The sequence below is a fragment of the Streptomyces doebereineriae genome, assembly GCF_031845645.1.
In the GTDB taxonomy this organism is placed as follows: domain Bacteria; phylum Actinomycetota; class Actinomycetes; order Streptomycetales; family Streptomycetaceae; genus Streptomyces; species Streptomyces canus.
In genome coordinates this window covers 66,896-90,239 of sequence record NZ_JAVREZ010000031.1, presented here as the reverse complement: position 1 = coordinate 90,239, position 23,344 = coordinate 66,896, and the positions used below count along the sequence as shown (strand labels likewise).

The window sequence follows — 23,344 nt, the reverse complement described above, 5'->3', positions numbered from 1 at the left end:
ATGGCGCCCGATCAGGCCATAGGCTGGCCGGACCACCAGGTCCACTTCTTTTGCAAGCATCCGGAGACAACGGTGCAATTCCACGACTCGATGATCAGCCTCGTCGGCAACACCCCGCTGGTGAGGCTCAACAGCGTGACCAAGGGCATCAAGGCGACCGTCCTGGCCAAGGTCGAGTACTTCAACCCCGGCGGCTCCGTCAAGGACCGCATCGCCCTGCGCATGATCGAGGCGGCGGAGGAGAGCGGGGCGCTGAAGCCCGGGGGCACCATCGTCGAGCCGACCAGCGGCAACACCGGGGTCGGGCTCGCCATCGTGGCGCAGCAGAAGGGGTACAAGTGCATCTTCGTGTGCCCCGACAAGGTGTCGACGGACAAGATCAACGTCCTGCGGGCCTACGGCGCCGAGGTCGTCGTCTGCCCGACCGCCGTGGACCCCGAGCACCCGGACTCCTACTACAACGTCTCCGACCGTCTGGTGCGCGAGACGCCCGGCGCGTGGAAGCCCGACCAGTACTCCAACCCCAACAACCCGCTCTCCCACTACCACTCCACCGGCCCCGAGCTGTGGGAGCAGACGGAGGGGAAGATCACCCACTTCGTGGCGGGCGTCGGCACCGGCGGCACCATCTCCGGCACCGGCCGCCATCTGAAGGACGCCAGTGACGGCAAGGTCCAGGTCATCGGCGCCGACCCCGAGGGATCCGTGTACTCCGGCGGGTCGGGGCGGCCGTATCTCGTCGAGGGCGTCGGCGAGGACTTCTGGCCGACCGCCTATGACCGGACCGTCGCCGACGAGATCGTCGCGGTGTCGGACAAGGACTCCTTCCAGATGACCCGCCGGCTGGCCAAGGAGGAGGGCCTGCTGGTGGGCGGCTCCTGCGGCATGGCCGTCGTCGCGGCCCTGCGGGTCGCCGAGCGCCTGGACGAGAACGGCGTCGTGGTGGTCCTGCTCCCCGACAGCGGGCGCGGGTACCTCTCGAAGATCTTCAACGACGAGTGGATGGCCGACTACGGCTTCCTGGAGGACGAGGGCCCGAGCGCCCGCGTCGCCGACGTCCTGAACGACAAGGTGCACGGCGCCATCCCCTCCCTCGTCCACATGCACCCGGACGAGACCGTCGGCCAGGCCATCGAGGTCCTGCGCGAGTACGGCGTCTCGCAGATGCCGATCGTCAAGCCGGGCGCCGGCCACCCGGACGTGATGGCCGCGGAGGTCGTCGGATCGGTCGTCGAACGCGAGCTGCTCGACGCCCTGTTCGCCCAGCGGGCCTCGCTGGAGGACCCGCTGGAGAAGCACATGTCGGCCCCCCTCCCCCAGGTCGGCTCCGGCGAGCCGGTCGGCGACCTGATGTCGGTCCTCGGCCGGGCGGACGCGGCCATCGTCCTCGTGGAGGGCAAGCCCACCGGCGTCATCAGCCGCCAGGACCTGCTGGCCTTCCTCGCCAAGGGCGGGAAGTAGCGGGAAACGTCCGGTGAACCCCTGGTGACGGCGGCGAACTTGCGGTTTCCCACCGAAAGGGTGGACTTCGCGGAACTGGTACGAGCGCGTCACGTCCGCGCAGCACACGCTTAACACGGGTCCGGCACATTGGTGGATGTCGGCAGGGCGGGAGCGGCTCCCCGCCCCAGCCGGCACCGAAACGTCCAAGGACCTCCGGAGCGGCTCCCGGACCTCCATGGACGCCGGACGTGAGACCTGGCCTGACCCGGTCGACGTCCTTCGCGGGGACCGCCGTCGTCCCGCCCCCCGGTAACGGGGGTGCGGCGGTCCCCGCGCATTACTTTTTTACGGCCGCGTCCGACACTCTGCCCACCCGCCGCCGTCGAGCCACGCCTGACGGACCCCGAGCCGGTGTCAGCCCTCCCAGTCGCTGTCCTTGGACGACCCGCGGTGACGGCGGCCCCGGAACAGGTCCGGGTTGGTGCGCGCGGCCTGGAAGGCGTTGACGCCGACGATGCCGGCCCAGGCGGCCAGAAGGCCCGGGAGGTGGGCCACGCCGCCGCCGATGGCGGAGAGCGGGATCGCCAGCACCAGGGAGACGATGCCGAAGCCGAAGCGTTCGCCGAAGGAGTCGGTGGACTTGGGCGAGCGGGCGCCCCGGGCCGTCACCATCTGCTGCTCGGCGAGCTGCCGGCGCAGCCGGCGGTCCACGGCGCCGTCGATCCGCTGGTCGACCTTCTCCAGGAACGAGTCGACCAGCGCGGACTCGTACTCCTCGCCCAGTTCCCTGCGGGCCTGCAGGGTGGCGTTGAGTTCCTTCTTGAGTTCGGGGTCCCGCTCATCCATAGGGGTCATGGAACCCACGGTAGGCAGCCGGAACGCCCGCTGCACTGGGGTTACCCCCCCTGTTGCGGCGGGGGTCCCTCCTACGCCAGCCCGTGCTGCTTCGCGTATGCGTCCGCCACGTCCTCCGGGTCCTTCTTGTCGTTGTCGACCTGGCTGTTGAGCTGGGTGAGCTGCTCGGTGGTGAGGACGTTCCCGAGGCGGGCGAGCGCCTTGCGGACCGTGTCGTCGGCCTTGCGGTCGGCGATGAGGGGGACGATGTGCTGGCTGGGGATGAGGTTCCTGGGGTCGGTCAGCACCACCCAGCCGTTGGCCGCGATGTCGGTGTCGGTGGTGAAGAGGTTCGCCACGTCCACGTCCCCCTTCTTCAGAGCGCCCTTGACCAGCGGGCCGTCCGAGTCGAGCGACTTGAACTCCTTGAACTCGACGCCGTACACGTCCTTCAGCCCGACCGCGCCCACCCGGCGCTTCTTCACCTCGGGCGCGGCCCCGATGACCAGCTCGCCGTTCTGCTTGGCGAGGTCGGCGAGGGAGGTCAGGCCGTACTTCCGTGCGGTCGCCCTGGTGACGACGAAGCAGTCGGAGTCGGCCGCCTGGCCGTACGGCAGCACCTGGAGGCCGCCGGGCAGCGCCAGGGTGAGCGCGTTCTGCATGGTGCCCGGCTCGGCCGAGGCGTCCTTCGGGGCGAGGTAGTTGAGCAGGGCGCCCTGGTACTCGGGCAGCAGGTCGATGTCGCCAGCCTTGAGCGCGGGGATCACGATCTCGCGGGTGCCGAGGTTCGGGCGGACCTTCACCTTCACGCCGGCCTGCTGGAGCACCGCCGCGTAGAGGTAGCCCAGCACCTGGTTCTCGGTGAAGTTGGCGGTGCCGATGGTGACTCCGCCCTTGCTGGAGCCGCCGCCACCGGAGGAGCTCCCCTGGCCGTCGAGGGAGGTGACGCCACTGGAGCAGGCGGCGAGGGCGGGGACGGAGGCCGCTGCGAAGAGGCCGCCGAGGAGAGTGCGTCGGTTCATCGAAGGGATCCCTAAGCAGTGCGGTGGCGGAAGAGGAAGCGCTGGAGGCCGGACAGCAGCAGGTCGAGGGCCACGGCGACCACGGCGACCAGCACCGCTCCGCCGAGCACCTGTACGAGGTCACGCTGGGCGAGGCCGTCGAAGACGTAGCGGCCCAGGCCCCCGAAGGAGACGTAGGCCGCGATGGTCGCGGTGGCGACGACCTGGATGAGTGCCAGGCGCAGGCCGGTCATGATCAGGGGGAGCGCGAGCGGCAGTTCGACCTGGAACAGGACCTGGTGGCCGCGCATGCCCTGGCCGCGGGCGGCGTCCTTGACGTCCGGGTCGACGGCCGTCATGCCGGCGTAGGTGTTGGTGACGATCGCCGGGACCGCGAGGGCGACCAGGGCGACGTAGACCGGGAGCATGGACAGGCCGCCGGCCAGGAAGACCAGCACGACCAGGCCGACGGTCGGCAGGGCGCGGCCGAAGGAGGCGAGGTTGATCGCGAGGAAAGCGCCCTTGCCGGTGTGGCCGATCAGCAGGCCGAGGGGGAGGCCGATGGCGGCCGCGACGAGGGTCGCGAGGAGTGAGTACTGGAGGTGCTCGGCGAGGCGATGGGCGATGCCGTCCGTTCCCGTCCACTGGGAGCCGCTGGTCAGCCAGGAGCCGAGGTTCTTGAAGAGTTCGTACATGTCAGGCTCGCCTCCGCCGCCATGGGGTCAGGACGTACTGGAGGGCCACCAGCAGGGCGTCCGCGACCACCGCGAGCAGGAGCGTGAGGACCACGCCCACGATCACCGGGGTCGGGAAGTCGCGCTGGAAGCCGTCGGTGAAGAGCTGGCCGAGGCCGCCGTCGCCGATGTAGGTGGCGACCGACACCAGGGAGATCGACATGACGGTCGCGATGCGCACGCCCGCCATGATCACCGGGAGTGCGAGGGGCAGTTCGACGGTGAGGAGCGTGCGCAGGGGGCGCGTGCCCATCGCCTTCGCGGCCTCCTTGGTCTTCGCGGGGACCGAGTCGAGGCCCTCGACCGTGTTCCGCAGCAGGACGACCAGGGTGTAGACCGTCAGGCCGATCACGGTCGTGGTGCGGGTCAGGCCGCTGACCGGCAGCAGAAGCACGAAGATCGCGATGGACGGGATCGTGAACAGGACGTTCGAGAGCCCGAGCAGGAAGCCGCGCAGGGGGCGGATCCGGTGGGCGACCACCGCGAGGGGCAGCGAGATCAGCAGGCCGAAGAAGACGGCGCTCAGGGCTGCCTGGAGGTGCGAGACCGTCAGGGTGGTCAGGTCGTCGGTGTGGCCGGACATCCACGACCAGTCGATGGTCATGCGGCCACCCGGGCTTCCGAGTGGGCGCGGCCCGCGTGCCGGTGGATCTCGTCGCGGGAGGTGACACCGGTCAGGACGCCGTCGGCGTCGACGCGGGCGACCAGACCGGTGGGGGAGGCGAGGGACTCGTCGAGGGCGGCGAGCAGGGAGTCACCGTCCCTGAGGGGCCGTACGGGGAGTTCGAGGGCGTCCGCCGAGCGCCAGTGCGCCGGTTTCCCGGCTTCGTCGCGTACGAGGGTCCAGGCGCCGCCGTCGGGGGCCGGGCCCTGCGGGACCTCGGCCAGGGTCTTCAGCGAGAGCAGCTTCAGGCCGCGCTCGGCGCCGAGGAAGTCGGCCACGAAGTCGTCGGCCGGACGGGCGAGGAGCTCGGCGGGCGGGGCGCACTGGACGAGGTGACCGCCGGTGCGGAAGATCGCGATGCGGTCGCCGAGGCGTACGGCCTCGTCGACGTCGTGGGTGACGAAGACGATGGTCTTGCTCAACTCCTTCTGGAGCCGGAGCAGTTCGTCCTGGAGCTGGGTGCGCACCACCGGGTCGACCGCGCCGAAGGGCTCGTCCATGAGGAGCACCGGCGGATCGGCGGCGAGGGCGCGGGCGACGCCGACGCGCTGTTGCTGGCCGCCGGAGAGCTGGTGGGGGTACCGCTTGCCGGCCTCGGCGGTCAGGCCGACGGTCTCCAGCAGTTCCGCCGCCCGGGCCCGGGCCTTCCTGCGGCCGTGGCCGAGCAGGAGCGGGACGGTGGCGATGTTGTCCAGCACCGTGCGGTGCGGGAAGAGGCCCGACTGCTGGATGACATACCCGATGGAGCGGCGCAGTTCGGCCGCGTTCTGCTCGGTGACGTCCTTGCCGCCGACCTTGATGGTGCCGGAGGTCGGCTCGACCATCCGGTTGATCATTCTGAGGGTGGTCGTCTTGCCGCAACCGGAGGATCCGACGAGGACGGTCACGCCGCCTTCCGGCATGTCGAGGGTGAGATCGTGCACTGCTGTCGTGCCGTTGGGGAAGCGCTTGTGGACCGTGTCGAACTGGATCATGAGATGTCCCTTGCCCGGCTGTATAACGTCATGCAGAGTTCTCGGTAGCTGAATAGGTTGTCAACGGTTCGGTGTTAATCCGAGGTAACGGATGACCGCCAGGCAAGATCAGATGTCCGCTTGAGGGGAGTTTGAGCTAGATGTCGTCTCGGATCGTGGACACTCCTGATCCCGTCAAGGTCGGGCACACGGGCTTGGTGGTCCTCGACGGGATCGGTCTCGGCGTCGCGGACGTCGTCCGCCTCGCCGACGGGAGCGCGCGACCGGTGCCCGGGACCGACGCGATGAAGCGCGTGACGGAGTCCTGGGACGCCGCCCGCCAGATCGCCGCGACCGGACGCGTCTACGGGCGCTCGACCGGTGTCGGCGCCAACCGGAACGAGGACGTGCCCACCGAGGCGGCCGCCGAACACGGTCTGCGGCTGCTGCGCAGCCACGCCGGCGCGATCGGCGAGGAACTCCCGGCCCGGCAGGTCCGGGCGACGCTCGCGGTGCGGGCCAACCAACTGCTCGCGGGGGGCGCCGGGCTGCGGCCGACCGTCGTGACGGCCCTGTGCGAGGCGCTGGAGAGCGGGACGTACCCGGTCGTCAACGAGTTCGGCTCGGTGGGCACGGGGGACATCGCGGCCCTGGCCCAGGTGGGGCTGGCGCTGGCGGGGGAGCATCCCTGGCGAGGGGTGGACGGTGCTGCCGGGGGTGCCCCCGAGCCCCAGCTCCTCGACAACAACGACGCCCTCGCCTTCATCAGCAGCAACGCCCTCACCCTCGGCCAGGCCGCCCTCGCGCTGCACGAGCTGCGCGGGCTCATCGAGGCCACGCAGGTCGTCGGGGCGCTGTCGCTGCTGGCCGTGGACGGGTCGCACGAGGCGTACGCCGCCCCCGTGCACGCCGCCCGGCCGCACCGCGGGTCCGTCGAAGTGGCGCGGCGGATGCGGGAGTTGATCGGGGCGGAGGACCGGCCCACCCCGCCGCTCGGCCGGATCCAGGACCCGTACGGCTTCCGGTGTCTCCCTCAGATCCACGGGCCCGCCCAGGACGCCGCCGACACCCTGGAGGAGGTCCTCGCGATCGAGATCAACGCGGCCGCCGAGAACCCGCTCATCTCCCCCCAGGACATGGCCGCCTACCACCACGGCGGCTTCTACCAGGCCCAACTCGCCTTGGCTCTCGACCACTTCAGGCTGGCCCTCACCCAGGTCGCCCGCCTGTCCACGTCCCGGCTCTCCACGCTCAACGAGCCCTCCTTCACCCGCCTGAGGCCCTTCCTCGCCGACCCGGAGCCCGCCTCCTCCGGCGTGATGATCCTGGAGTACGCCGCCGGAGCCGCCCTCGGCGACCTGCGGGCCTTCTCCGCGCCCGCCTCGCTCGGCCACGCTGTACTCTCCCGAGGCGTCGAGGAACAGGCCAGCTTCGCCTCGCTCGCCGCGCGCCAGACACTGCGGGCGTGCGGCGCGTACCGTCTCGTCGTCGGCTGCGAACTCGTGGCCGCCGTACGGGCGCTGCGCCAGCGCGACCTCAGGCCCGACCCGGACCTCCCGGTGGGCCGCGCGCTGGAGCTCGCCGAGGCGGTCCTCGAAGAGGACCCGGCCGACCGGCCGCTCACGGGCGACGTGACGGCGGCGGCCGCACTGCTCGACCGGTTCACGGACATCTGGAGGGGGAGCGAGGCATGAGCGACACGGGCGGGGTGGACACTCCCGCGGGACGGCTGCAGGCACTGTTCGAGGGGCACCGGCTCACGCCGACCCAGCGGCGCATCGCGCACAGCATGGTGCGGCGGGCCGGGGACGTGCCGTTCCTGTCCAGCGTGGAGCTGGCCGAACTGGCCGGGGTCAGCCAGCCCTCCGTCACCCGCTTCGCCGTCGCCCTCGGCTTCGACGGCTACCCCGCCCTGCGCAGGCACCTGCGCGAGGTCGCGCCCGCCGAACAGTCGGCGGCCTCGGCGTCGTACAACGAGTACCAGCAGGCCGTCGAGGCCGAGATCGAGAACCTCAGGCACCTGGCGGAGATCCTCGCCGACCCGCGGCCGGTGCAGCGGGCCGGCCGGCTGCTCGCGGCCTCCCGCCCCCTGCCGGTGCTCGGTCTGCGGGCCGCCGCCTCCCAGGCGTACGGCTTCGCGTACTTCGCCGCCAAGGTCCATCCGGACGTACGGCTGCTCAACGAGGGCGGCACGATGATCCACGACCGCATCGACGCCGCCGTCCGCGCAGGCGCCTCGACCCTGCTGTGCTTCGCGCTGCCCCGGCATCCCCGTGAGGTCGTCGACACCCTCGCCTACGCCAAGGAGGCGGGCCTGAGCGTCGTCACGGTCGCCGACTCCGCCTTCGCCCCGGTCGCCAAGGTCTCCGACCTGCTGCTGCCCGCCGCCGTCGGCACCGGCCTCGCCTTCGACACCGCCTGCGCGCCGATGCTCCTGGGCCGGGTGCTGCTGGAGGCGATGTGCGACGACCTGCCGGACGCGCAGGCCCGGCTGGAGGAGTTCGACGCGCGGGCGGCGGCGCGGGGGCTGTTCGTGGAGTAGTGCGTTTTTTCAGGCTCGTCTCACGTTCGCTCGCTACTCTCCCCGTCCAGCAGGACTGTGCCGGGACGACGAGGAGGCGGGACGTGGCACGCGCAGATCGCAGGGCTCAGGGGCTGGCTCGGGTGGCCGTCGTCGTGCGCGCCGGGGCGGCGCCGCTGTGGTGGCTCGGGGTGTTCGCGGCGGGCGTCGGGCTGTTGATCCCGGGCCTGACCGGGCGCCGGATCGGGGTGATGGCGGGCGCGGCGCTGTTCATCGTCGCCGTGGCCGTGGTGTCGTACAGCCGCCGCAAGCGGTACACGACACTGGGGCGGGCGGCCGCTCGCGCGGGAAAGCACGACGTGCTCCAGGACCGTGCGGTCAGCGTGCGCAACTGGCGCCGCGGACACCGCTGGTGGCTGCTGCTGGCCTGGCTGGTCGCGCTGGCGAGTTCGTTCGCCGTGCCCGTCGCGGGCGGCATGCTGCTGGCCGGGTGCGGTACCGGACTGAGGCTCAAGGCCGCCTGGCTCGGGCGGCTCGAGCGGGCCGAGGACGCGCTGCTTTGGGTGCGGGTCGACTGGCTCGCCGCGAACGGCGGCCGCCCGGTCGGCAAGGCGGTCAAGGCGTACCGCAGCACGGGTATCGCGGCGGGCGACGCGGCCCCGGGAGGAGCGCGCCGCCGCACCGCGGCACTGGTCTAGTTCCGGTGCTCCCGGGTCACACCTCCAGGTCGTTCTCGATCTGCCTCAGCTGGTGGCGGGCCATCGCGAGGTTGGAGCGCTTGGCGTCCAGGACCAGGTAGAGGAAGAGTCCGTTGCCGCCGCGTCCGCTGATCAGGCGGATCAGGTGGTACTGGTCGGACAGGGTGATCAGGATGTCCTCGATCTGGGCCTTGAGGCCGAGGTGCTCCATCGTGCGCATCTTCGCGCGGACCACGTCGGTGTTGCCGGCGGCGGCCACGTTCAGGTCGAAGGTCTTGCTGCCGCCCATGGTGCCGAGCGCCATGCCGCTGGTGTAGTCGACGAGCGCGACGCCGGTCGCGCCCTCGATGGAGGCGAGAGCCTCCTTCAGTGTGGTTTCGGTGTTGGCCATGACTGTGTCTCCTCGGTTGTCTAACTTTCGGTGGTGGTGCGGGCCGCCGTCGGTGCGGTGGCCGCGGCGCGCGGGTCCTCGGGCTTGGCCCGGGATGTGCGAGCCGCTCTGGCACGTGCCGGAGCGGGCTTCGCGGGCGCCTTCGTGATGGCTTCTGTGTGCTCGGCGGCCGCGCTGTCGACGAGCTCCCCGATCCGGGCACCCGCCCGGCGGCCCTCGAGATGGAGGCGGCCGACGTTGACCCGGTCCTGCGCGAGCAGCGTGACGACGGCTCCGGCGCCCGCCGCGTACGTGGCGACGTAGCCGTAGACGCCCCGCACGAGCAGTTCGCGCAGATCGCCCTGGCCGGTCTCGTCGGCCAGCTGGGCGGCGAGCGCCCGGGTGGCCCCGGTGAGGGCGGCCACGGCCTCCGGATCGACACCCGGGGTGTCCTGGGCCAGGACGAGACCGTCGGCGTCCGCCGCGAGGGCGCCGGTGAGCTGCGGCACCCGGGCTCTGAGCCGGCGCAGCTCCTCCAGGATCCCGTCCTGAGCTGCTGCCATCAGGTCTCTCCTCTCGGCGCGGATCCGCTGCCGCTCAAAGGGCCTCCAGCGCATCCCTGAGCCTCTTCAGCAAGGTGATGTGGGGATCTACGGACTCGACGGACTCGACGGGGGGACCCTCGCCCGGCGGCCCGGGCAGAGGCTCGGTGAGGGACACCGGCGGGCGGGGCGCGACCACTCCGGCCGCCACCAGCCGCCGTACGTCCACCAGGGTGTGGAAGGCCGGGCGGCCCAGCTCGCGCGCGATCTCCGACGCCGTGCGGATGCCGTCCACGCGGGCCAGGACCGCCTGCCGCCGGGCCGGAAGCAGCGGGGGCGCGGGGCGGTGCTCCCGGGTCAGCGGCACCTCGTCCGGCAGGGCGTCCGGCCAGATGCGGTGCAGCAGGTCGCGGCGGCGCAGGGTCTCGCGCTCCAGGTCGGCGACCGGGACCGGGCGCGGGCCGCCCGGGGTGTCGTCGGGTTCTCTGGGTTCGACGGCGGGCTCCTCCGGTCCGTCCTCGCTGCCGTAGCGGAAGCGGCCCGGGGTGCTGCTCGGGGCGAGGGCGAAGTACGCCGCGTCGTACAGCGCGGTGAGCCGGCACATCTCCAGGGCGCCCGCGGTGAGCAGTCCGCCCGCGACCAGTCGGCGGCCCGCCCGGTGCACGGCCTCGGCGCCGGTGAGGCGGCGGGCCCCGGTGCCGGCGCCCCCCGTGCTCGCGACGCTCTCGGCCAGGGCCTGCCGCCAGACGTCGGGGTCCAGCGTGCCGTGGGCGGCGAGGAGGACGTCGGCGCCGGGGGCGGCCGGGCTCTCGGCGTGCACCACCTTGCCGTCGGCCAGGTGCAGGGTGCCGCGCTCGCGCACCAGGATGCCGGTGGCGCGCTCGGCGGCCAGCCGGGTCAGCATCGGCGAGACACCGCCCCAGCCGCGGTCCAGGGCGGCCGCCTTGTCGCGCACCGGCAGCCGGGGCGGCGGGGTGGCGGGCGTGGTGGTGCGGACCGCCGTCATCCGAGCTCCAGCCGTCCGGCCATCTCGCCGAGCCGGATCCGGGCCAGCGCGAGATTGCCCTCCGCGCGGGCCAGCCACAGATGCAGGAACACGCTGCTGTCGAAGGACGTCGGCACGAACCGCAGGACGTGGTAGCTGTCCCGGTTGCTGAGGATGAGGTCTTCGACCGGCGGGTCCGGCTCGTCCCCGGGCACCGCCGCCTCAGCGGCCCGGGGGCTCTCGGAGGCGAAGGCGCGCTGCTCGGCGGCGAGCCGGGCGAGTTCGGCGGCCTCCGCGGCGGCCGCCTCCTGGTCGCCGCCGGGGGCTTCCCCGACGGCGCCCAGGGCCAGCCCGCTCGTCCAGTCGACCAGCGCGGCCCCCCGCGCACCCGGCAGTCGCATGGCTTCCAGCAGGCACTCGTCGATTCCCTGCACCGTGGCTCCCCTCCCGCCTGGGGTTCGGCTGAGTGACGCCGAAACTACGCAACGTGTGCGCGACGGGTGAGGGATCTGGCATTTTCCGGTGGAACATGCTCGCGATGACTAGAGTGGGTCAACTTGCCTTGTTCGCGGGCCAATTGATCAGTTGATCCGCCGCTGCGTGTCAACGGCTCCCGGGTGCGTGGAGGGTGGTGAGCGCACCGGCGTGCGCCCCACCGGATTCGGCCACGATCGAGGCGAGCGTCTGCGGATCCCGCACGGTCGCGAAGCGAGCGCCTCCCGCCCGGTCGGGGACGAAGCCGTAAATGCCCGGCCGGGCCAGCGAGTTGTACGCGTAGTGGTGCGCGAAGTAGTACGCGCCCGTGTCCAGTGCCGCCGCGTAGTCCCCCTGGTCGAGCAGCGGCAGTGCGCGCCCCTCGGCCAGCAGGTCACCCGCGAAACAGGCGGGACCGGCCACGTCCTGCACCACCTCGGGCCCGCTCTTGGGCCGTCCCTTGCCGTCGTACGCGGTGATCCTGAGCGGCCACGACCCCGGCACGTACACCGTCCGCGTCGCCACCTGCACGCCCGCGTGCGTCACCGCGACCGCCCGCCCGCCCGCGCTCTTGGCGTACTCCACCCGCGCCACGATCGTGCCGTGCTTGGCCAGCAGCGACCGCCCGAACTCGGTGACCAGCCCGTACCGCCCGTCGAACAGTCCCGGTACCGCATCCCTGAGCGCCCGCGCGTACTCCGCGTACGTCGGTGCCGTCACGTCCGAGGCGAAGTTCACCGGCAGTCCGCCGCCGATGTCGATCGTGTCGATCTGCGGCCGCCCGATGCGCCGGTTGATCTCCTCGGCGAGTGCGTACGTCTCCGCGACGCCCTGGGTCATCAGAGAAAGCGGGATGCCCTGCGAGCCGGTGTGCGCGTGCAGCCGGCTCAGCCAGGGCCGGTCGAGGTAGGCGCGCACGACCCACTCGCGCGCTCCCTCGTCCCGCAGTGCCACCCCGAACTTCGAGGTCGCCGTGGCCGTGGAGGTCGCCCCGATGGAGCCGCCGCCGACCTGCGGGTTGACCCGGATCCCGAGGGGGGAGCGGCTGACCGCCGACCGCACGAGGCCGTCGATGCGGTCCAGCTCCTGCGGGTTGTCCGCGTTGACGGCGATCCCCAGCGCCAGCGCCTCCCTGAGCTCGGCCGGCGTCTTGGCGGGCGAGTCCAGGACGGTCTGGGCCGGCGACAGCCCCGCCGCCCGCGCCAGCGCGAGTTCGCCCGGGCTCGCCACCTCCGCGCCGATGCCCTCCTCGCGCAGCAGCCGCAGCACCGGCACCAGCGGGGTCGCCTTCACCGCGAACGCGTGCAGCACCGGGGTGCCCGGCGCGGTGACCTCGGCGAAGGCCGCGCGGAGCTCCGCCGCCGACTCCCGGATCCCGGTGACGTCGAGAAGCCCGACGATGGGGGAGTCCGGCCCCAGCAGGCCCTGCTCCACGGCCGCGCGCACCGCCTCGTCCCGGCGGGTGGCCCGTCCTTCTCCGGTGTTGCCGTACTCGTCCACCACGACTCCTACTCGTCGTCCCTGCCGTCGCGCCGCGTTCGGATGCCCGAACGAAACATCCCTGCCCTACCGATGCTGACGCCGGAACGTATTGACTAGTTCTATTCAGAAAGCCAGGATGTGAATATCGACAGCAATAAGCCGGAGCAGAGCCCCAGGAGGCAGACCATGTCAGGACCCCGCCCCGTACGAGCGCCGCGCGGTACGGAACTGAGCGCCCTGGGATGGCAGCAGGAAGCCGCCCTGCGGATGCTCCAGAACAACCTCGACCCCGAGGTCGCCGAGCACCCCGACAAGCTCGTCGTCTACGGCGGCACCGGCAAGGCCGCCCGCGACTGGCGCTCCTTCGACGCCATGGTCCGCACGCTGCGCACCCTCAAGCAGGACGAGACCATGCTGGTCCAGTCCGGTCGCCCCGTCGGCGTCATGCAGACCCACGAGTGGGCCCCGCGCGTCCTGATCGCCAACTCCAACCTGGTGGGTGACTGGGCGAACTGGGAGGAGTTCCGGCGCCTGGAGGCCCTCGGTCTGACCATGTACGGCCAGATGACCGCCGGTTCCTGGATCTACATCGGCACCCAGGGCATCCTCCAGGGCACCTACGAGACCTTCGCCGCCGTCGCCGCGAAGAAGTTCGGCGGCACGCTCGCCGGGACGATCACCCTGACGGCCGGTCTGGGCGGGATGGGCGGCGCCCAGCCGCTCGCCGTCACCATGAACGACGGTGTCGCGATCTGTATCGACGTCGACCCGCGCGCGATCGAGCGCCGTATCGAGCACCGGTACCTCGACGTCCGGGCCGACAGCCTGGAGCACGCCCTCCACCTCGCGGTCGAGGCCCGGGACGCCCGCCGCCCGCTCTCCATCGGTCTGCTGGGCAACGCGGCCGAGCTGCTGCCGCGCATGCTCGCCGAGGGCGCGCCCATCGACATCGTCACCGACCAGACCTCCGCGCACGACCCGCTGGCGTATCTGCCGGTGGGCGTGGACTTCGAGGACATGGCCGACACCGCCGCCAAGGACCCGGCCGGGTTCACCGTGCGCGCCCGTGAGTCGATGGCCCGGCACGTCGAGGCCATGGTCGGCTTCATGGACGCCGGCGCCGAGGTCTTCGACTACGGCAACTCGATCCGGGGCGAGGCCCAACTCGCCGGATACGACCGGGCGTTCGCCTTCCCCGGGTTCGTCCCCGCCTACATCCGGCCGCTGTTCTGCGAGGGCAAGGGACCCTTCCGCTGGGCCGCGCTGTCGGGTGAGGCGTCCGACATCGCCAAGACCGACAAGGCGATCCTGGAACTGTTCCCCGAGAACGAGTCCCTCGCCCGCTGGATCAAGATGGCGGGGGAGCGGGTCCACTTCCAGGGCCTTCCCGCGCGTATCTGCTGGCTCGGTTACGGCGAGCGGGACAAGGCCGGGGACCGGTTCAACGACATGGTGGCGAGCGGAGAGCTGGCGGCGCCGCTGGCGATCGGGCGGGATCACCTGGACGCCGGGTCCGTCGCCTCCCCGTACCGCGAGACCGAGGCCATGCTCGACGGATCCGACGCGATCGCCGACTGGCCGCTGCTGAACGCGATGGTCAACGTGGCTTCGGGCGCGTCCTGGGTCTCCCTCCACCACGGCGGTGGCGTGGGAATGGGGCGGTCCATCCACGCCGGGCAGGTCACGGTGGCCGACGGCACGAAGCTGGGCGGGGAGAAGGTCCGGCGGGTGCTGACGAACGACCCGGGCATGGGTGTCATCCGGCACGTGGACGCGGGGTACGACATCGCCGAGTCCGTCGCCGACGAGCGGGGTGTGCGGGTGCCGATGCGTGAAGGTGATTCGGCGTGACGGAGCGCGGCACCTCAGGAACACTCCAGAGCCACGGCACCTCCGGAACGGTCCGGAGCCACGGCACCGCCTCCTTCCAGGAGATGTGGCGCGAGCTGCTCCCCATCGGCCGGCACCCCGACTCCCACGGCTACCGGCGCTTCGCCTGGACCGGGGCCGACACCGAGTGCCGGGCCTGGTTCAAGGAGCAGGCCGAAACCCGCGGACTGACCTACGAGGTCGACCGGAACGGCAACCAGTGGGCCTGGCTGGGGGACCCCGCCCAAGGGGACGCCGTCGTCACCGGGTCGCACCTCGACTCCGTGCCCGACGGCGGCGCCTTCGACGGGCCCCTCGGAGTCGTGTCCTCCTTCGCCGCGCTCGATGAACTGCGGGCGCGGCAGGCCGAGTTCGCCAAGCCCCTCGCCATCGTCAACTTCGGGGACGAGGAGGGCGCCCGGTTCGGGCTCGCCTGTGTCGGGTCCCGGCTCACCGCCGGGCAGCTCACCGTCGAGCAGGCGCACCGGCTGACCGACGGGGAGGGGGTCACGCTCCCGCGGGCCATGGAAGCCGCCGGACACGACCCCGACGGCATCGGAGCCGACCCGCAACGGCTCGCCCGTATCGGTGCCTTCGTCGAGCTGCACGTCGAGCAGGGACGGTCGCTGGACCTGTCCGGCGACCGGGTCGGCATCGCGAGCGCCATCTGGCCGCACGGCCGCTGGCGGTTCGACTTCCGGGGCGAGGCCAACCACGCCGGCACCACCCGCCTCGTGGACCGGCGCGACCCCATGCTGTCGTACGCCGAGACCGTGCTCGCCGCCCGCCGGGAGGCCGAACTCGCCGGTGCCGTCGCCACCTTCGGCAAGATCGCCGTCGAGCCGAACGGCGTCAACGCCATCCCCTCCCTGGTGCGCGGCTGGCTCGACTCCCGCGCCGCCGACCAGGAGAGCCTCGACCAGGTGGTCGGCGGGATCGAGAAGGCCGCCAGGGAGTACGCGCAGGCGCACGGCATCGCCCTCGATGTCGTCCGGGAGTCCTTCACCCCCGTCGTCGAGTTCGACCACGCCCTGCGCGACGAACTCGCCCGCATCCTGGGCACCGGCACCGGTCTCAAGGTGCCCGTCCTGGGTACCGGCGCCGGACACGACGCCGGGATCCTCTCCGGGAGCATCCCGACCGCCATGCTGTTCGTGCGCAACCCCACGGGCGTCTCGCACTCCCCGGCGGAATCCGCCGACGAGGACGACTGCGTGGCCGGGGTCCTCGCGCTCGCCGACGTACTGGAAGGGCTGGCCTGCAGGTGACACCGAAGACCTACTGGCTGGAGCACGCCTGGCTCGACACCCACGTCGAGCCGGGGGTGGCCGTGGACGTGGAGGGCGGCCGCGTCGCCGCCGTCCGTACGGACACCGACACCCCGCCCCCCGGCGCCGAGATCCTGCGCGGACTGACGCTCCCGGGCCTGGCGAACACCCACTCGCACGCTTTCCACCGGGCCCTGCGCGGCACCGTCCAGGTCGGCTCCGGAACCTTCTGGACCTGGCGCGAGGTCATGTACTCGGTCGCCGACAGGCTGACCCCGCAGACGTACCACGCGCTGGCCCGTGCCGTGTACGCGGAGATGGCGCTGGCCGGCGTGACGGCGGTCGGTGAGTTCCACTACCTGCACCACGCCCCCGGCGGCACCCCTTACGCCGACCCCAACGCCATGGGCGAGGCCCTGATCGAGGCCGCCGCCGAAGCCGGTATCCGTATCACCCTCCTCGACACCGCCTATCTCTCCTCCGGCTTCGGACAGCCGCCCACCAGCCACCAGCTCCGCTTCTCCGACGGCAGCGCGGACGCCTGGGCCGAACGCTGTTCAGTTCTCAAGGACCGGGATCACGCGAGGATCGGTGCGGCGATCCACTCCGTACGGGCCGTGCCCGCCGGCCAGTTGGCGACCGTGGCGCGCTGGGCCGAGGAACGGCGGACCCCGCTCCATGTGCACCTGTCCGAGCAGACCGCAGAGAACGACGCGTGCCGCGAGGCCCACGGGTGCACACCCACCGAACTGCTCGCCGAGCACGGTGTCCTCGGGCCGCGCACCACCGGCGTCCACAACACCCACCTCACCGACCAGGACATCGCCCTGATCGGCGACAGCGGCACCGGCACCTGCATGTGCCCGACGACGGAACGGGATCTGGCCGACGGCATCGGACCCGCGGTCGCCCTGCAACACAGGGGCTCACCGCTCTCCCTCGGCTCCGACAGCCACGCCGTCATCGACCTGCTCGAAGAGGCCCGCGCGATGGAGCTCAACGAGCGCCTGCGCACCCGCAGGCGAGGTCACTGGACGGCGGCGGCGCTCCTGCGGGCGGCCTCGGCCGACGGCCACGCGGCCCTCGGCTGGGACGGCGCCGGCACCCTGGAGCCCGGCGCGCTCGCCGACTTCACCACCATCGCCCTCGACTCGGTCAGGACGGCAGGGCCGCTTCCGCGGCTCGGGGCCGAGACGGCCGTATTCGCCGCGTCGGCAGCAGACGTGTCGCACACGGTCGTGGGAGGGCGGCACGTCGTACGGGACGGGGTCCACGCGCTCGTGCCGGATGTGCCGAAAGCTCTCGCGGACGCCGTCGCAGCGCTGCACGGATGACCCCGGGCCGCCCGCCCCCGCGGCCGGCCCCCGAACCCGCCCCCACCGCCGACCAGGCCACCGAGGACGCCATGAGCAACGCGACGACCGTCAGCCCCGCCCACTCCGCGAGCACCGCAAGCACGCTCATCACCAACATCGCCGCCCTGGTCACCAATGACCCCTCTCTCGGATGGGGGTCCCCCCGCTCGAGCAAATTCGAGAGTGGGGGAGGATCTCCCCTCGGACTGATCCAGGACGCGGCCGTCGTCATCGAGGGCGACCACGTCGTGTGGACCGGTGATCAAAGCAAAGCACCCGCCACTGACAATCGGGTCGACGCGGGCGGCCGGGCGGTCCTCCCCGGCTTCGTCGACTCCCACAGCCACCTCGTCTTCGCGGGCGACCGCACGCAGGAGTTCAACGCCCGCATGTCGGGGCGGGCCTACAGCGCGGGCGGCATCCGTACGACGGTCGCCGCGACCCGCGCGGCCACGGACGCCGAACTGGAGGCGGGCCTCACCCGCTACCTGGCCGAGGCCCTGCGCCAGGGCACGACGACCTTCGAGACCAAGTCCGGCTACGGCCTGACGGTCGAGGACGAGGCGAGGGCCCTGCGCATCGCCGCCGCCCACACCGACGAGGTCACCTACCTCGGTGCCCACATCGTGTCGCCGGACTACCCGGACGACCCGGCGGGCTACGTCTCCCTCGTCACCGGCGAGATGCTCGACGCCTGCGCCCCGTACGCCCGTTGGATCGACGTCTTCTGCGAGAAGGGCGCCTTCGACGGCGACCAGGCCCGCGCGATCCTCACGGCGGGCAAGGCGAAGGGCCTGCACCCCCGCATCCACGCCAACCAGCTCTCCTACGGCCCCGGCGTACAGCTGGCCGTCGAGCTGGACGCGGCCAGCGCCGACCACTGCACCCACCTCACCGCCGAGGACGTGGACGCCCTGGCGAACAGCCGTACGGTCGCCACGCTTCTCCCCGGCGCGGAGTTCTCCACGCGCGCCGAGTGGCCGAACGCCCGCCGCCTCCTGGACGCGGGCGTCACCGTCGCCCTCTCCACGGACTGCAATCCGGGCTCCTCCTTCACCTCCTCGGTGCCCTTCTGCATCGCCCTCGCGGTACGCGACATGCGGATGACCCCGGACGAGGCCGTCTGGTCGGCCACGGCGGGCGGAGCGGCCGCCCTACGCCGCGAGGACATCGGCCGTCTCACTCCGGGCGCCCGCGCCGACCTGATCCTCCTGGACGCCCCGAGCCACGTGCACCTGGCGTACCGGCCAGGGGTGCCGCTGGTCAGCGGGGTGTGGCGGCGCGGCACCCGCGTGGCCTGAGCCGGCCGCACGAGCCGGCCGCGACGATCACGCCGCCCCCGCCCGCCACCGCTGCTCCGCACCCCCCGTCAGCGGCTCCAGTGACACACCGTCCCCGCCCCCGGGTGTCATCCCCGTCGCGATGGCGATCGCCGGGCGGATCACCCCGTCGGGGTCGACCGTGAAGCGGAGGTTGTCGCTGTTGTCGCCCTCGACCGAGTCGCAGGACCAGATGCCGAGGCCCTTGTCGACGTCGCCGCGGCTGTCGAGGCAGAAGTCGGGGTCGGCGGCGGACTGGAGGACACCTCTGCCGGAGTCGACGCGCCAGCGTTGGGAGCGGGCCGAGGAGCAGGGGGCGGTGACGACGTCGGTGCCGTTGCTGAAGTCGCCGTCGACGTCCAGGCAGCGGGCCGTGGAGACGTTGACCACCTGGGCGTAGGAGCCGCCCGGCGGGCGGAACGGGGGTGGGCTCGTCCTCCGGGGCGGTGCCGAACTCCTTGTCGCGGAAGGGGAAGCAGAGGGGGACGGTTTGCTGCTGGTCGAGGAAGGCGAGGGCGAGACCGTCGTCGTCACCGTCACCTGCGGTGGGCCGGGCAGCACCCCGCCCGCTGAAGCCGAGGCCGAGGCTGAAACCGAGGCCGACGCGCCCGTCGGAGAGTCACCTCCCTGTGACACCAGGAACAGCAGCAGAGGTGCGAGCGCCACCCCCAGCGCCGCCGAGGCCAGGACGAGCCGACGTGGACGGGGCCAGGTGCCGGACCGCGTACGGGACCCCGCCCGCGGTCGCGCCTCCGGCTCGGCAGTGCTCCGCCCCACATACGCCGTCCCGCCCCACGGCAGCAGCCCCTCTGCCAGTGCCGACCGCGGAGTGTCCCGCAAGGCGCACAGTTCCTCGTGGGCCGCCGCGCAGTGCGGGCAGCGGACCATGTGGGCGTGCAGGTCGGTGCTGGCGCGGGGACTGTCCGGACGTACGGACTCCTCGATGAGGCGGCGGAAGTCCGCGCAGCGTGAGTCGTCCGAGGCGGCGAGGCGCAGCCTCAGACACGTCCGGGCCAGGGACTGCAGGGCCCCCTCCATGCCGTAGACCACGTCCTCCCGGGTCAGGCCCAGGTGGTCGGCGGTGCGGGCTTCCGGCTCGGCCTCCACCAGGCCGTACCAGACGAGACCCTGGGTGCGGGCCGGCAGGGACTCGAAGGCGGTGAGCATGGGCGGCACCGGGCCACCCGGCCCCGCCGTGTTCAGGAGCAGCAGGACGCTCGGGTCCAGGCCCGCCGCCCGCTCGTCCCCGGCCCACGCCGCCGCCGACCGGGCCGTCAGCAGCAGGAGCCGGTGGCGCCACGGGACGCCGGGGTCGACCCCGCGGGCCGTCTCCCGGGCCGCGAGGGTGAAGGTCTGCGCGGCCAGCTGCCGTGCGGCGCTCTCACCGGCCGTGCAGAGGCGGGCGTAGGCCAGGACCGAGGGCTGGTGGCGGGCGCGGAGCTCCAGCAGGGCCGCGTACGCCGTGACCGTGTCGGCGCGCAGCAGCTCCGTGAGCCGGGCGTCGGACGCCCCGTCGGGGCGAGTCATGCGCACCCTCCTCCTGACGTACCGGCCAGTCTGTGAGGGACCATAGTGGGGGAAGTGAACCGCTGGGGAAAGGGTTTCTCCGAGTAACCACGAGCCACCCCGAACGCACGGTGCCCGGTGTCCCACCGGACACCGGGCACACGCGCAGGTCAGTAGTGCCGACGCGTCACTCCTCGACGGTCAGCCCCTTGCGCAGCCGTACCAGAGTCCGCGACAGCAGCCGCGAGACATGCATCTGCGAGATCCCGAGCTCGTCGCCGATCTCCGACTGGGTCATGCCCGCGACGAAGCGCAACGAGAGGATCGTGCGGTCCCGGGACGGGAGTTCGGCGATCAGCGGCTTCAGGGACTCGACGTACTCGATGCCCTCCAGCCCGTGGTCCTCGTAACCGATCCGGTCGGCCAGCGCACCCTCGGAGTCGTCCTCCTCGGGCTGGGCGTCCAGCGAGGAGGCGGTGTACGCGTTGGAGGCGGCCATGCCTTCGACGACCTCGTCCTTCGACAGCCCCAGACGCTCGGCGAGCTCGCCCACCGTCGGGGCGCGGTCGAGCTTCTGAGCCAGCTCGTCGCCGGCCTTGGCCAGGTCGAGCCGGAGCTCCTGGAGGCGACGCGGCACCCGCACCGACCAGGAGGTGTCCCGGAAGAAGCGCTTGATCTCACCCACGATGGTTGGCATCGCGAAGGTGGGGAACTCCACACCGCGGCTGAGTTCGAAGCGATCGATCGCCTTGATCAGGCCAATGGTGCCGACCTGGATGATGTCCTCCATCGGCTCACTGCGGGAGCGGAAGCGGGAGGCGGCGAACTTGACCAGGGCGAGGTTCAGTTCGACGAGCGTGTTGCGGACGTACGAATACTCGTGCGTGCCCTCCTCCAGCGACTCGAGCCGCGCGAAGAGGGTCTTGGAGAGGGCTCGCGCGTCCATGGCCCCCACCTCTTCGAAGGGTGGGATGTCCGGGAGCCCGGCGAGCACATCGACTTCGCTGTCCTGCTCGATGGGATTCAGATGTTCCGGGGGGGATGTCGACGTCGCCTGATGGGTATGCGAGGCGTCGAGCCGGGGTGACATGATGTCCTCCATCGTTCTCGGCATAAGGCTGCCGAAGCCAGTCCGTGCACTGCGGTGTGCGGCGCCTCCAAAGCCGGCCGTGTCGAGTACGTGTCTCTACTAGCCCTACCCGGTTTCCCGACACGACCGCAAGTGCTTTCTGTGCGGTTATGTCCGTTTGAGTGTGATTGTTCGGGTGTCGGAGGGTGTGGAGAAGGCGTAGTGTTCGAAGGCGTCATCAGCAGCCACGATGTCGGGAGAGAGAGACGGCATGGACCGCGGGACGGTCGGCAGCGCACAGTCTGGCCGGCTTCTGGTTGAGGTGCGGCAAGAGGGCTCCAGCGCCGTCGTGACTCCAGCAGGTGAGTTGGATCACCACACGGCCGATTTGTTGCGTGAGCCACTCGAGGACTGCCTCGCCAAGGGGAAGAGCCGGCTTGTCGTCGACTGCACACGGCTGGAGTTCTGTGACTCCACCGGACTGAATGTGCTGCTCGGGGCGCGGCTGAAAGCTGAGGCGGCGGGAGGTGGCGTGCACCTCGCGGGCATGCTGCCGGTCGTGGCACGGGTTTTCGAGATCACGGGGGCCGACGCGGTCTTCACCGTGCACGACACCCTGGACGAGGCCCTGGCCGAGGAATCCGGCGGCTGAGGCGGCGAGACGAGTGGTGGTCCCGGTGTCCTGGCTCGCGCCCCGCTCGTCTCCTCCGGCCGGTCCCCATCGGGTGTCACACCCTTCATGTCGGACATACGTCCCCAATGGAGGGGTGTTCTACCGGTCCGCTCGGGCAGGAGACATCCGTACTGACTGTTCGGTGAGCGACCACGCAGTGACGTTTTGAATCGTGAACCGGTGAATCGGTGAGGTGAAGCGCTGATGAGCACCACCCGGCCCTACTCGCCGGGCGACCGTGACCCGGAGCCCAGCGTGGAGCCTGGCGGCGGAGCCGAGGTGCCGACGGGAAGGCAGGTCCGTCGGCTGAGCTTCGAGGGGGAGAGCGGGGTCGTCCCGCTCGCGCGCGACTTCACCCGGCAGGCGTTGTACGCGTGGGGGTGGCTGCCGGCGGCGTCCGCCGACCGGCGGGCCGTGGCGGAGGACGTGCTGCTCGTCGTCTCCGAGCTGGTGACGAACGCGTGTCTGCATGCGGAGGGCCCGGACCAGTTGCGGATCTCCTGTGACAACAAGGTGATCCGCCTCGAGGTCTCGGACAAGGGCACCGGGCAGCCGGCGCCGCGGACTCCGCACCGGGCGGGACGGCCGGGCGGGCACGGGATGTTCATCGTGCAGCGGCTCTGCCTGGACTGGGGAGTCGTACGGGCCCCCGGGTTGGCCGGCAAGACCGTGTGGGCGGAGCTCGGGGCGCCCGCCTAGCGCCGGCCCGGCGCTCTCCCATTGTTGTCCCCACAGTTCCGACACTTACTTTCTCTTCCTTCCTCTGGTGCCCCGGCGTACCTTGACGGCCGATCTGATGTGCCGTCAGGAACGAGTAAGGGGAGCGGAACCGTGTCGTACCCGAAACGAACCGCCGCGCTCGCGTCCATCGCGGCTCTGGCCGGCTCGGCGGTGCTCATGGCCGCCCCCGCTGCCCATGCCGAGGTCGTGAACGTCAACTACCAGTGCAAGACACCGATCGGTGACAAGAGCGCCGTCTCGCCCATCGACATCAAGGGCGTCAAGAGCGGCAGCGGCTACAAGCTCACCATGTCCTGGCAGAAGGGCGTCTCGTCCAGCCCGGTCGATCTCGGCAAGGGCGCGATGAACCCGAGCGCCACCATCAAGCTGGGCGGCGCCGACAGCGGGACCCTGAGCGTGACGGGCCCGGCCAACCAGGCGACCGTCCCCGCCAACACCCCCATCAAGATCAATGACCTGACCGGGACGTACACCCCGAAGAAGTCCGGCAAGGTCACCTTCACGGCGGGCGTGCTCACCATCAAGGCGCTCGGCACGACGACCACCTGCACACCGACCAACAGCCCCGGTGCCTCGCTGACACTGGACGTCACCGCCGCCTCGGGCTCCTCCGGCGGCACCCAGAGCGACAGCAACGCGTCCGACAGCGGCTCCGCCCTCCCGCAGACAGGTCCCGAGGACTCGGCGATCGCCCTCGGCACGCTCGGCGGCACGGTACTGCTCGCGGGCGCGGCCGGCGCGCTGTGGCTGACCCGGCGCAACCAGGCGGCCCGCGCGCGCCGCTGAGCGGCCCGGACCGCTTTCGTACGACAGCTGGAGCCGCCCATGCCGTCCACCGCCCGT

Annotated in this window: 23 protein-coding genes; 11 read left to right on the top strand and 12 right to left on the bottom strand. The window is 71.7% G+C overall.

Going from position 1 to position 23,344, the window contains the following annotated elements:
- Positions 1 to 72 precede the first annotated feature (72 nt).
- Complete coding sequence (locus tag RNB18_RS47605; RefSeq protein WP_311720417.1) at positions 73 to 1,461, top strand: cystathionine beta-synthase; 1,389 nt, start codon at positions 73 to 75, stop codon at positions 1,459 to 1,461.
- 396 nt (positions 1,462 to 1,857) lie between these two features.
- Here the strand turns inward: RNB18_RS47605 and RNB18_RS47600 are convergent, their stop codons facing one another.
- The 5 genes from RNB18_RS47600 to RNB18_RS47580 all read right to left on the bottom strand — a co-directional run bounded on the left by RNB18_RS47600 (position 1,858) and on the right by RNB18_RS47580 (position 5,650).
- Positions 1,858 to 2,289, bottom strand: a complete 432-nt coding sequence (locus tag RNB18_RS47600; RefSeq protein WP_311720432.1) for a hypothetical protein — start codon at positions 2,287 to 2,289, stop codon at positions 1,858 to 1,860.
- Positions 2,290 to 2,369: 80 nt separating this feature from the next.
- A complete protein-coding gene (locus tag RNB18_RS47595) occupies positions 2,370 to 3,299 on the bottom strand; it encodes an ABC transporter substrate-binding protein (protein ID WP_311720416.1) in 930 nt (309 codons plus the stop codon).
- 11 nt (positions 3,300 to 3,310) lie between these two features.
- Entirely contained in the window at positions 3,311 to 3,973 is a 663-nt protein-coding gene (locus RNB18_RS47590; protein ID WP_311720415.1) for an ABC transporter permease, read from the bottom strand.
- 1 nt (position 3,974) lies between these two features.
- Complete coding sequence (locus RNB18_RS47585; RefSeq protein ID WP_311720414.1) at positions 3,975 to 4,616, bottom strand: ABC transporter permease; 642 nt, start codon at positions 4,614 to 4,616, stop codon at positions 3,975 to 3,977.
- The gene (locus RNB18_RS47580; RefSeq protein ID WP_311720413.1) at positions 4,613 to 5,650 is read right to left on the bottom strand and encodes an ABC transporter ATP-binding protein; all 1,038 of its coding nucleotides are present in this window, start codon (positions 5,648 to 5,650) and stop codon (positions 4,613 to 4,615) included. The genes RNB18_RS47585 and RNB18_RS47580 overlap by 4 nt, the downstream gene beginning before the upstream one ends.
- Before the next feature lie 140 nt (positions 5,651 to 5,790).
- On the opposite strand from RNB18_RS47580, the gene RNB18_RS47575 reads away from it, so the two are divergent.
- From RNB18_RS47575 to RNB18_RS47565, 3 genes are all read left to right on the top strand, one after another.
- The gene (locus tag RNB18_RS47575; protein WP_311720412.1) at positions 5,791 to 7,323 is read left to right on the top strand and encodes an aromatic amino acid ammonia-lyase; all 1,533 of its coding nucleotides are present in this window, start codon (positions 5,791 to 5,793) and stop codon (positions 7,321 to 7,323) included.
- Positions 7,320 to 8,171, top strand: a complete 852-nt coding sequence (locus RNB18_RS47570) for a MurR/RpiR family transcriptional regulator (RefSeq protein WP_057611598.1) — start codon at positions 7,320 to 7,322, stop codon at positions 8,169 to 8,171. Before RNB18_RS47575 ends, RNB18_RS47570 begins: the two co-directional genes overlap by 4 nt.
- Positions 8,172 to 8,254: 83 nt before the next feature.
- The gene (locus RNB18_RS47565; protein ID WP_311720411.1) at positions 8,255 to 8,848 is read left to right on the top strand and encodes a hypothetical protein; all 594 of its coding nucleotides are present in this window, start codon (positions 8,255 to 8,257) and stop codon (positions 8,846 to 8,848) included.
- A gap of 16 nt (positions 8,849 to 8,864) precedes the next feature.
- On the opposite strand, the gene RNB18_RS47560 is transcribed toward RNB18_RS47565, so the two are convergent.
- The 5 genes from RNB18_RS47560 to RNB18_RS47540 form a co-directional block, all read right to left on the bottom strand.
- Positions 8,865 to 9,239 carry a roadblock/LC7 domain-containing protein gene (locus RNB18_RS47560; protein WP_069764032.1) on the bottom strand — a complete coding sequence of 125 codons (375 nt, stop codon included), beginning with the start codon at positions 9,237 to 9,239 and terminating at the stop codon, positions 8,865 to 8,867.
- 20 nt (positions 9,240 to 9,259) lie between these two features.
- Positions 9,260 to 9,781, bottom strand: coding sequence for a roadblock/LC7 domain-containing protein (locus tag RNB18_RS47555; RefSeq protein WP_311720410.1), 522 nt, complete (start codon positions 9,779 to 9,781; stop codon positions 9,260 to 9,262).
- 34 nt (positions 9,782 to 9,815) lie between these two features.
- Positions 9,816 to 10,766, bottom strand: coding sequence for a hypothetical protein (locus RNB18_RS47550; RefSeq protein WP_311720409.1), 951 nt, complete (start codon positions 10,764 to 10,766; stop codon positions 9,816 to 9,818).
- A complete protein-coding gene (locus RNB18_RS47545) occupies positions 10,763 to 11,179 on the bottom strand; it encodes a hypothetical protein (protein ID WP_311720408.1) in 417 nt (138 codons plus the stop codon). The genes RNB18_RS47550 and RNB18_RS47545 overlap by 4 nt, the downstream gene beginning before the upstream one ends.
- Before the next feature lie 169 nt (positions 11,180 to 11,348).
- Entirely contained in the window at positions 11,349 to 12,719 is a 1,371-nt protein-coding gene (locus RNB18_RS47540; protein WP_311720431.1) for a type III PLP-dependent enzyme domain-containing protein, read from the bottom strand.
- Positions 12,720 to 12,887: 168 nt separating this feature from the next.
- Here RNB18_RS47540 and hutU point away from each other — a divergent pair, with 168 nt between their 5' ends.
- From hutU to hutI, 4 genes are all read left to right on the top strand, one after another.
- Positions 12,888 to 14,552, top strand: coding sequence for a urocanate hydratase (hutU, locus tag RNB18_RS47535; protein ID WP_311720407.1), 1,665 nt, complete (start codon positions 12,888 to 12,890; stop codon positions 14,550 to 14,552).
- A gap of 83 nt (positions 14,553 to 14,635) precedes the next feature.
- Entirely contained in the window at positions 14,636 to 15,838 is a 1,203-nt protein-coding gene (locus RNB18_RS47530) for an allantoate amidohydrolase (protein ID WP_311720430.1), read from the top strand.
- The gene (locus RNB18_RS47525; protein ID WP_311720406.1) at positions 15,835 to 17,172 is read left to right on the top strand and encodes a formimidoylglutamate deiminase; all 1,338 of its coding nucleotides are present in this window, start codon (positions 15,835 to 15,837) and stop codon (positions 17,170 to 17,172) included. Before RNB18_RS47530 ends, RNB18_RS47525 begins: the two co-directional genes overlap by 4 nt.
- Complete coding sequence (hutI, locus tag RNB18_RS47520) at positions 17,169 to 18,494, top strand: imidazolonepropionase (RefSeq protein WP_311720405.1); 1,326 nt, start codon at positions 17,169 to 17,171, stop codon at positions 18,492 to 18,494. Before RNB18_RS47525 ends, hutI begins: the two co-directional genes overlap by 4 nt.
- A 27-nt stretch (positions 18,495 to 18,521) precedes the next feature.
- Here the strand turns inward: hutI and RNB18_RS47515 are convergent, their stop codons facing one another.
- Both RNB18_RS47515 and RNB18_RS47510 read right to left on the bottom strand, forming a co-directional pair.
- Positions 18,522 to 20,039, bottom strand: coding sequence for an RICIN domain-containing protein (locus RNB18_RS47515; RefSeq protein WP_311720404.1), 1,518 nt, complete (start codon positions 20,037 to 20,039; stop codon positions 18,522 to 18,524).
- 166 nt (positions 20,040 to 20,205) lie between these two features.
- Complete coding sequence (locus tag RNB18_RS47510) at positions 20,206 to 21,108, bottom strand: RNA polymerase sigma factor SigF (RefSeq protein ID WP_311720403.1); 903 nt, start codon at positions 21,106 to 21,108, stop codon at positions 20,206 to 20,208.
- Between the two features lie 250 nt (positions 21,109 to 21,358).
- Between RNB18_RS47510 and RNB18_RS47505 the strand changes: the two genes are divergently transcribed.
- From RNB18_RS47505 to RNB18_RS47495, 3 genes are all read left to right on the top strand, one after another.
- Complete coding sequence (locus tag RNB18_RS47505) at positions 21,359 to 21,739, top strand: STAS domain-containing protein (protein WP_069764043.1); 381 nt, start codon at positions 21,359 to 21,361, stop codon at positions 21,737 to 21,739.
- A gap of 225 nt (positions 21,740 to 21,964) precedes the next feature.
- On the top strand, positions 21,965 to 22,459 hold the full coding sequence (locus tag RNB18_RS47500; RefSeq protein ID WP_311720402.1) for an ATP-binding protein: 495 nt from the start codon (positions 21,965 to 21,967) through the stop codon (positions 22,457 to 22,459).
- 132 nt (positions 22,460 to 22,591) lie between these two features.
- Entirely contained in the window at positions 22,592 to 23,287 is a 696-nt protein-coding gene (locus tag RNB18_RS47495; protein WP_311720401.1) for an LPXTG cell wall anchor domain-containing protein, read from the top strand.
- The last annotated feature ends 57 nt before the right edge of the window (positions 23,288 to 23,344 follow it).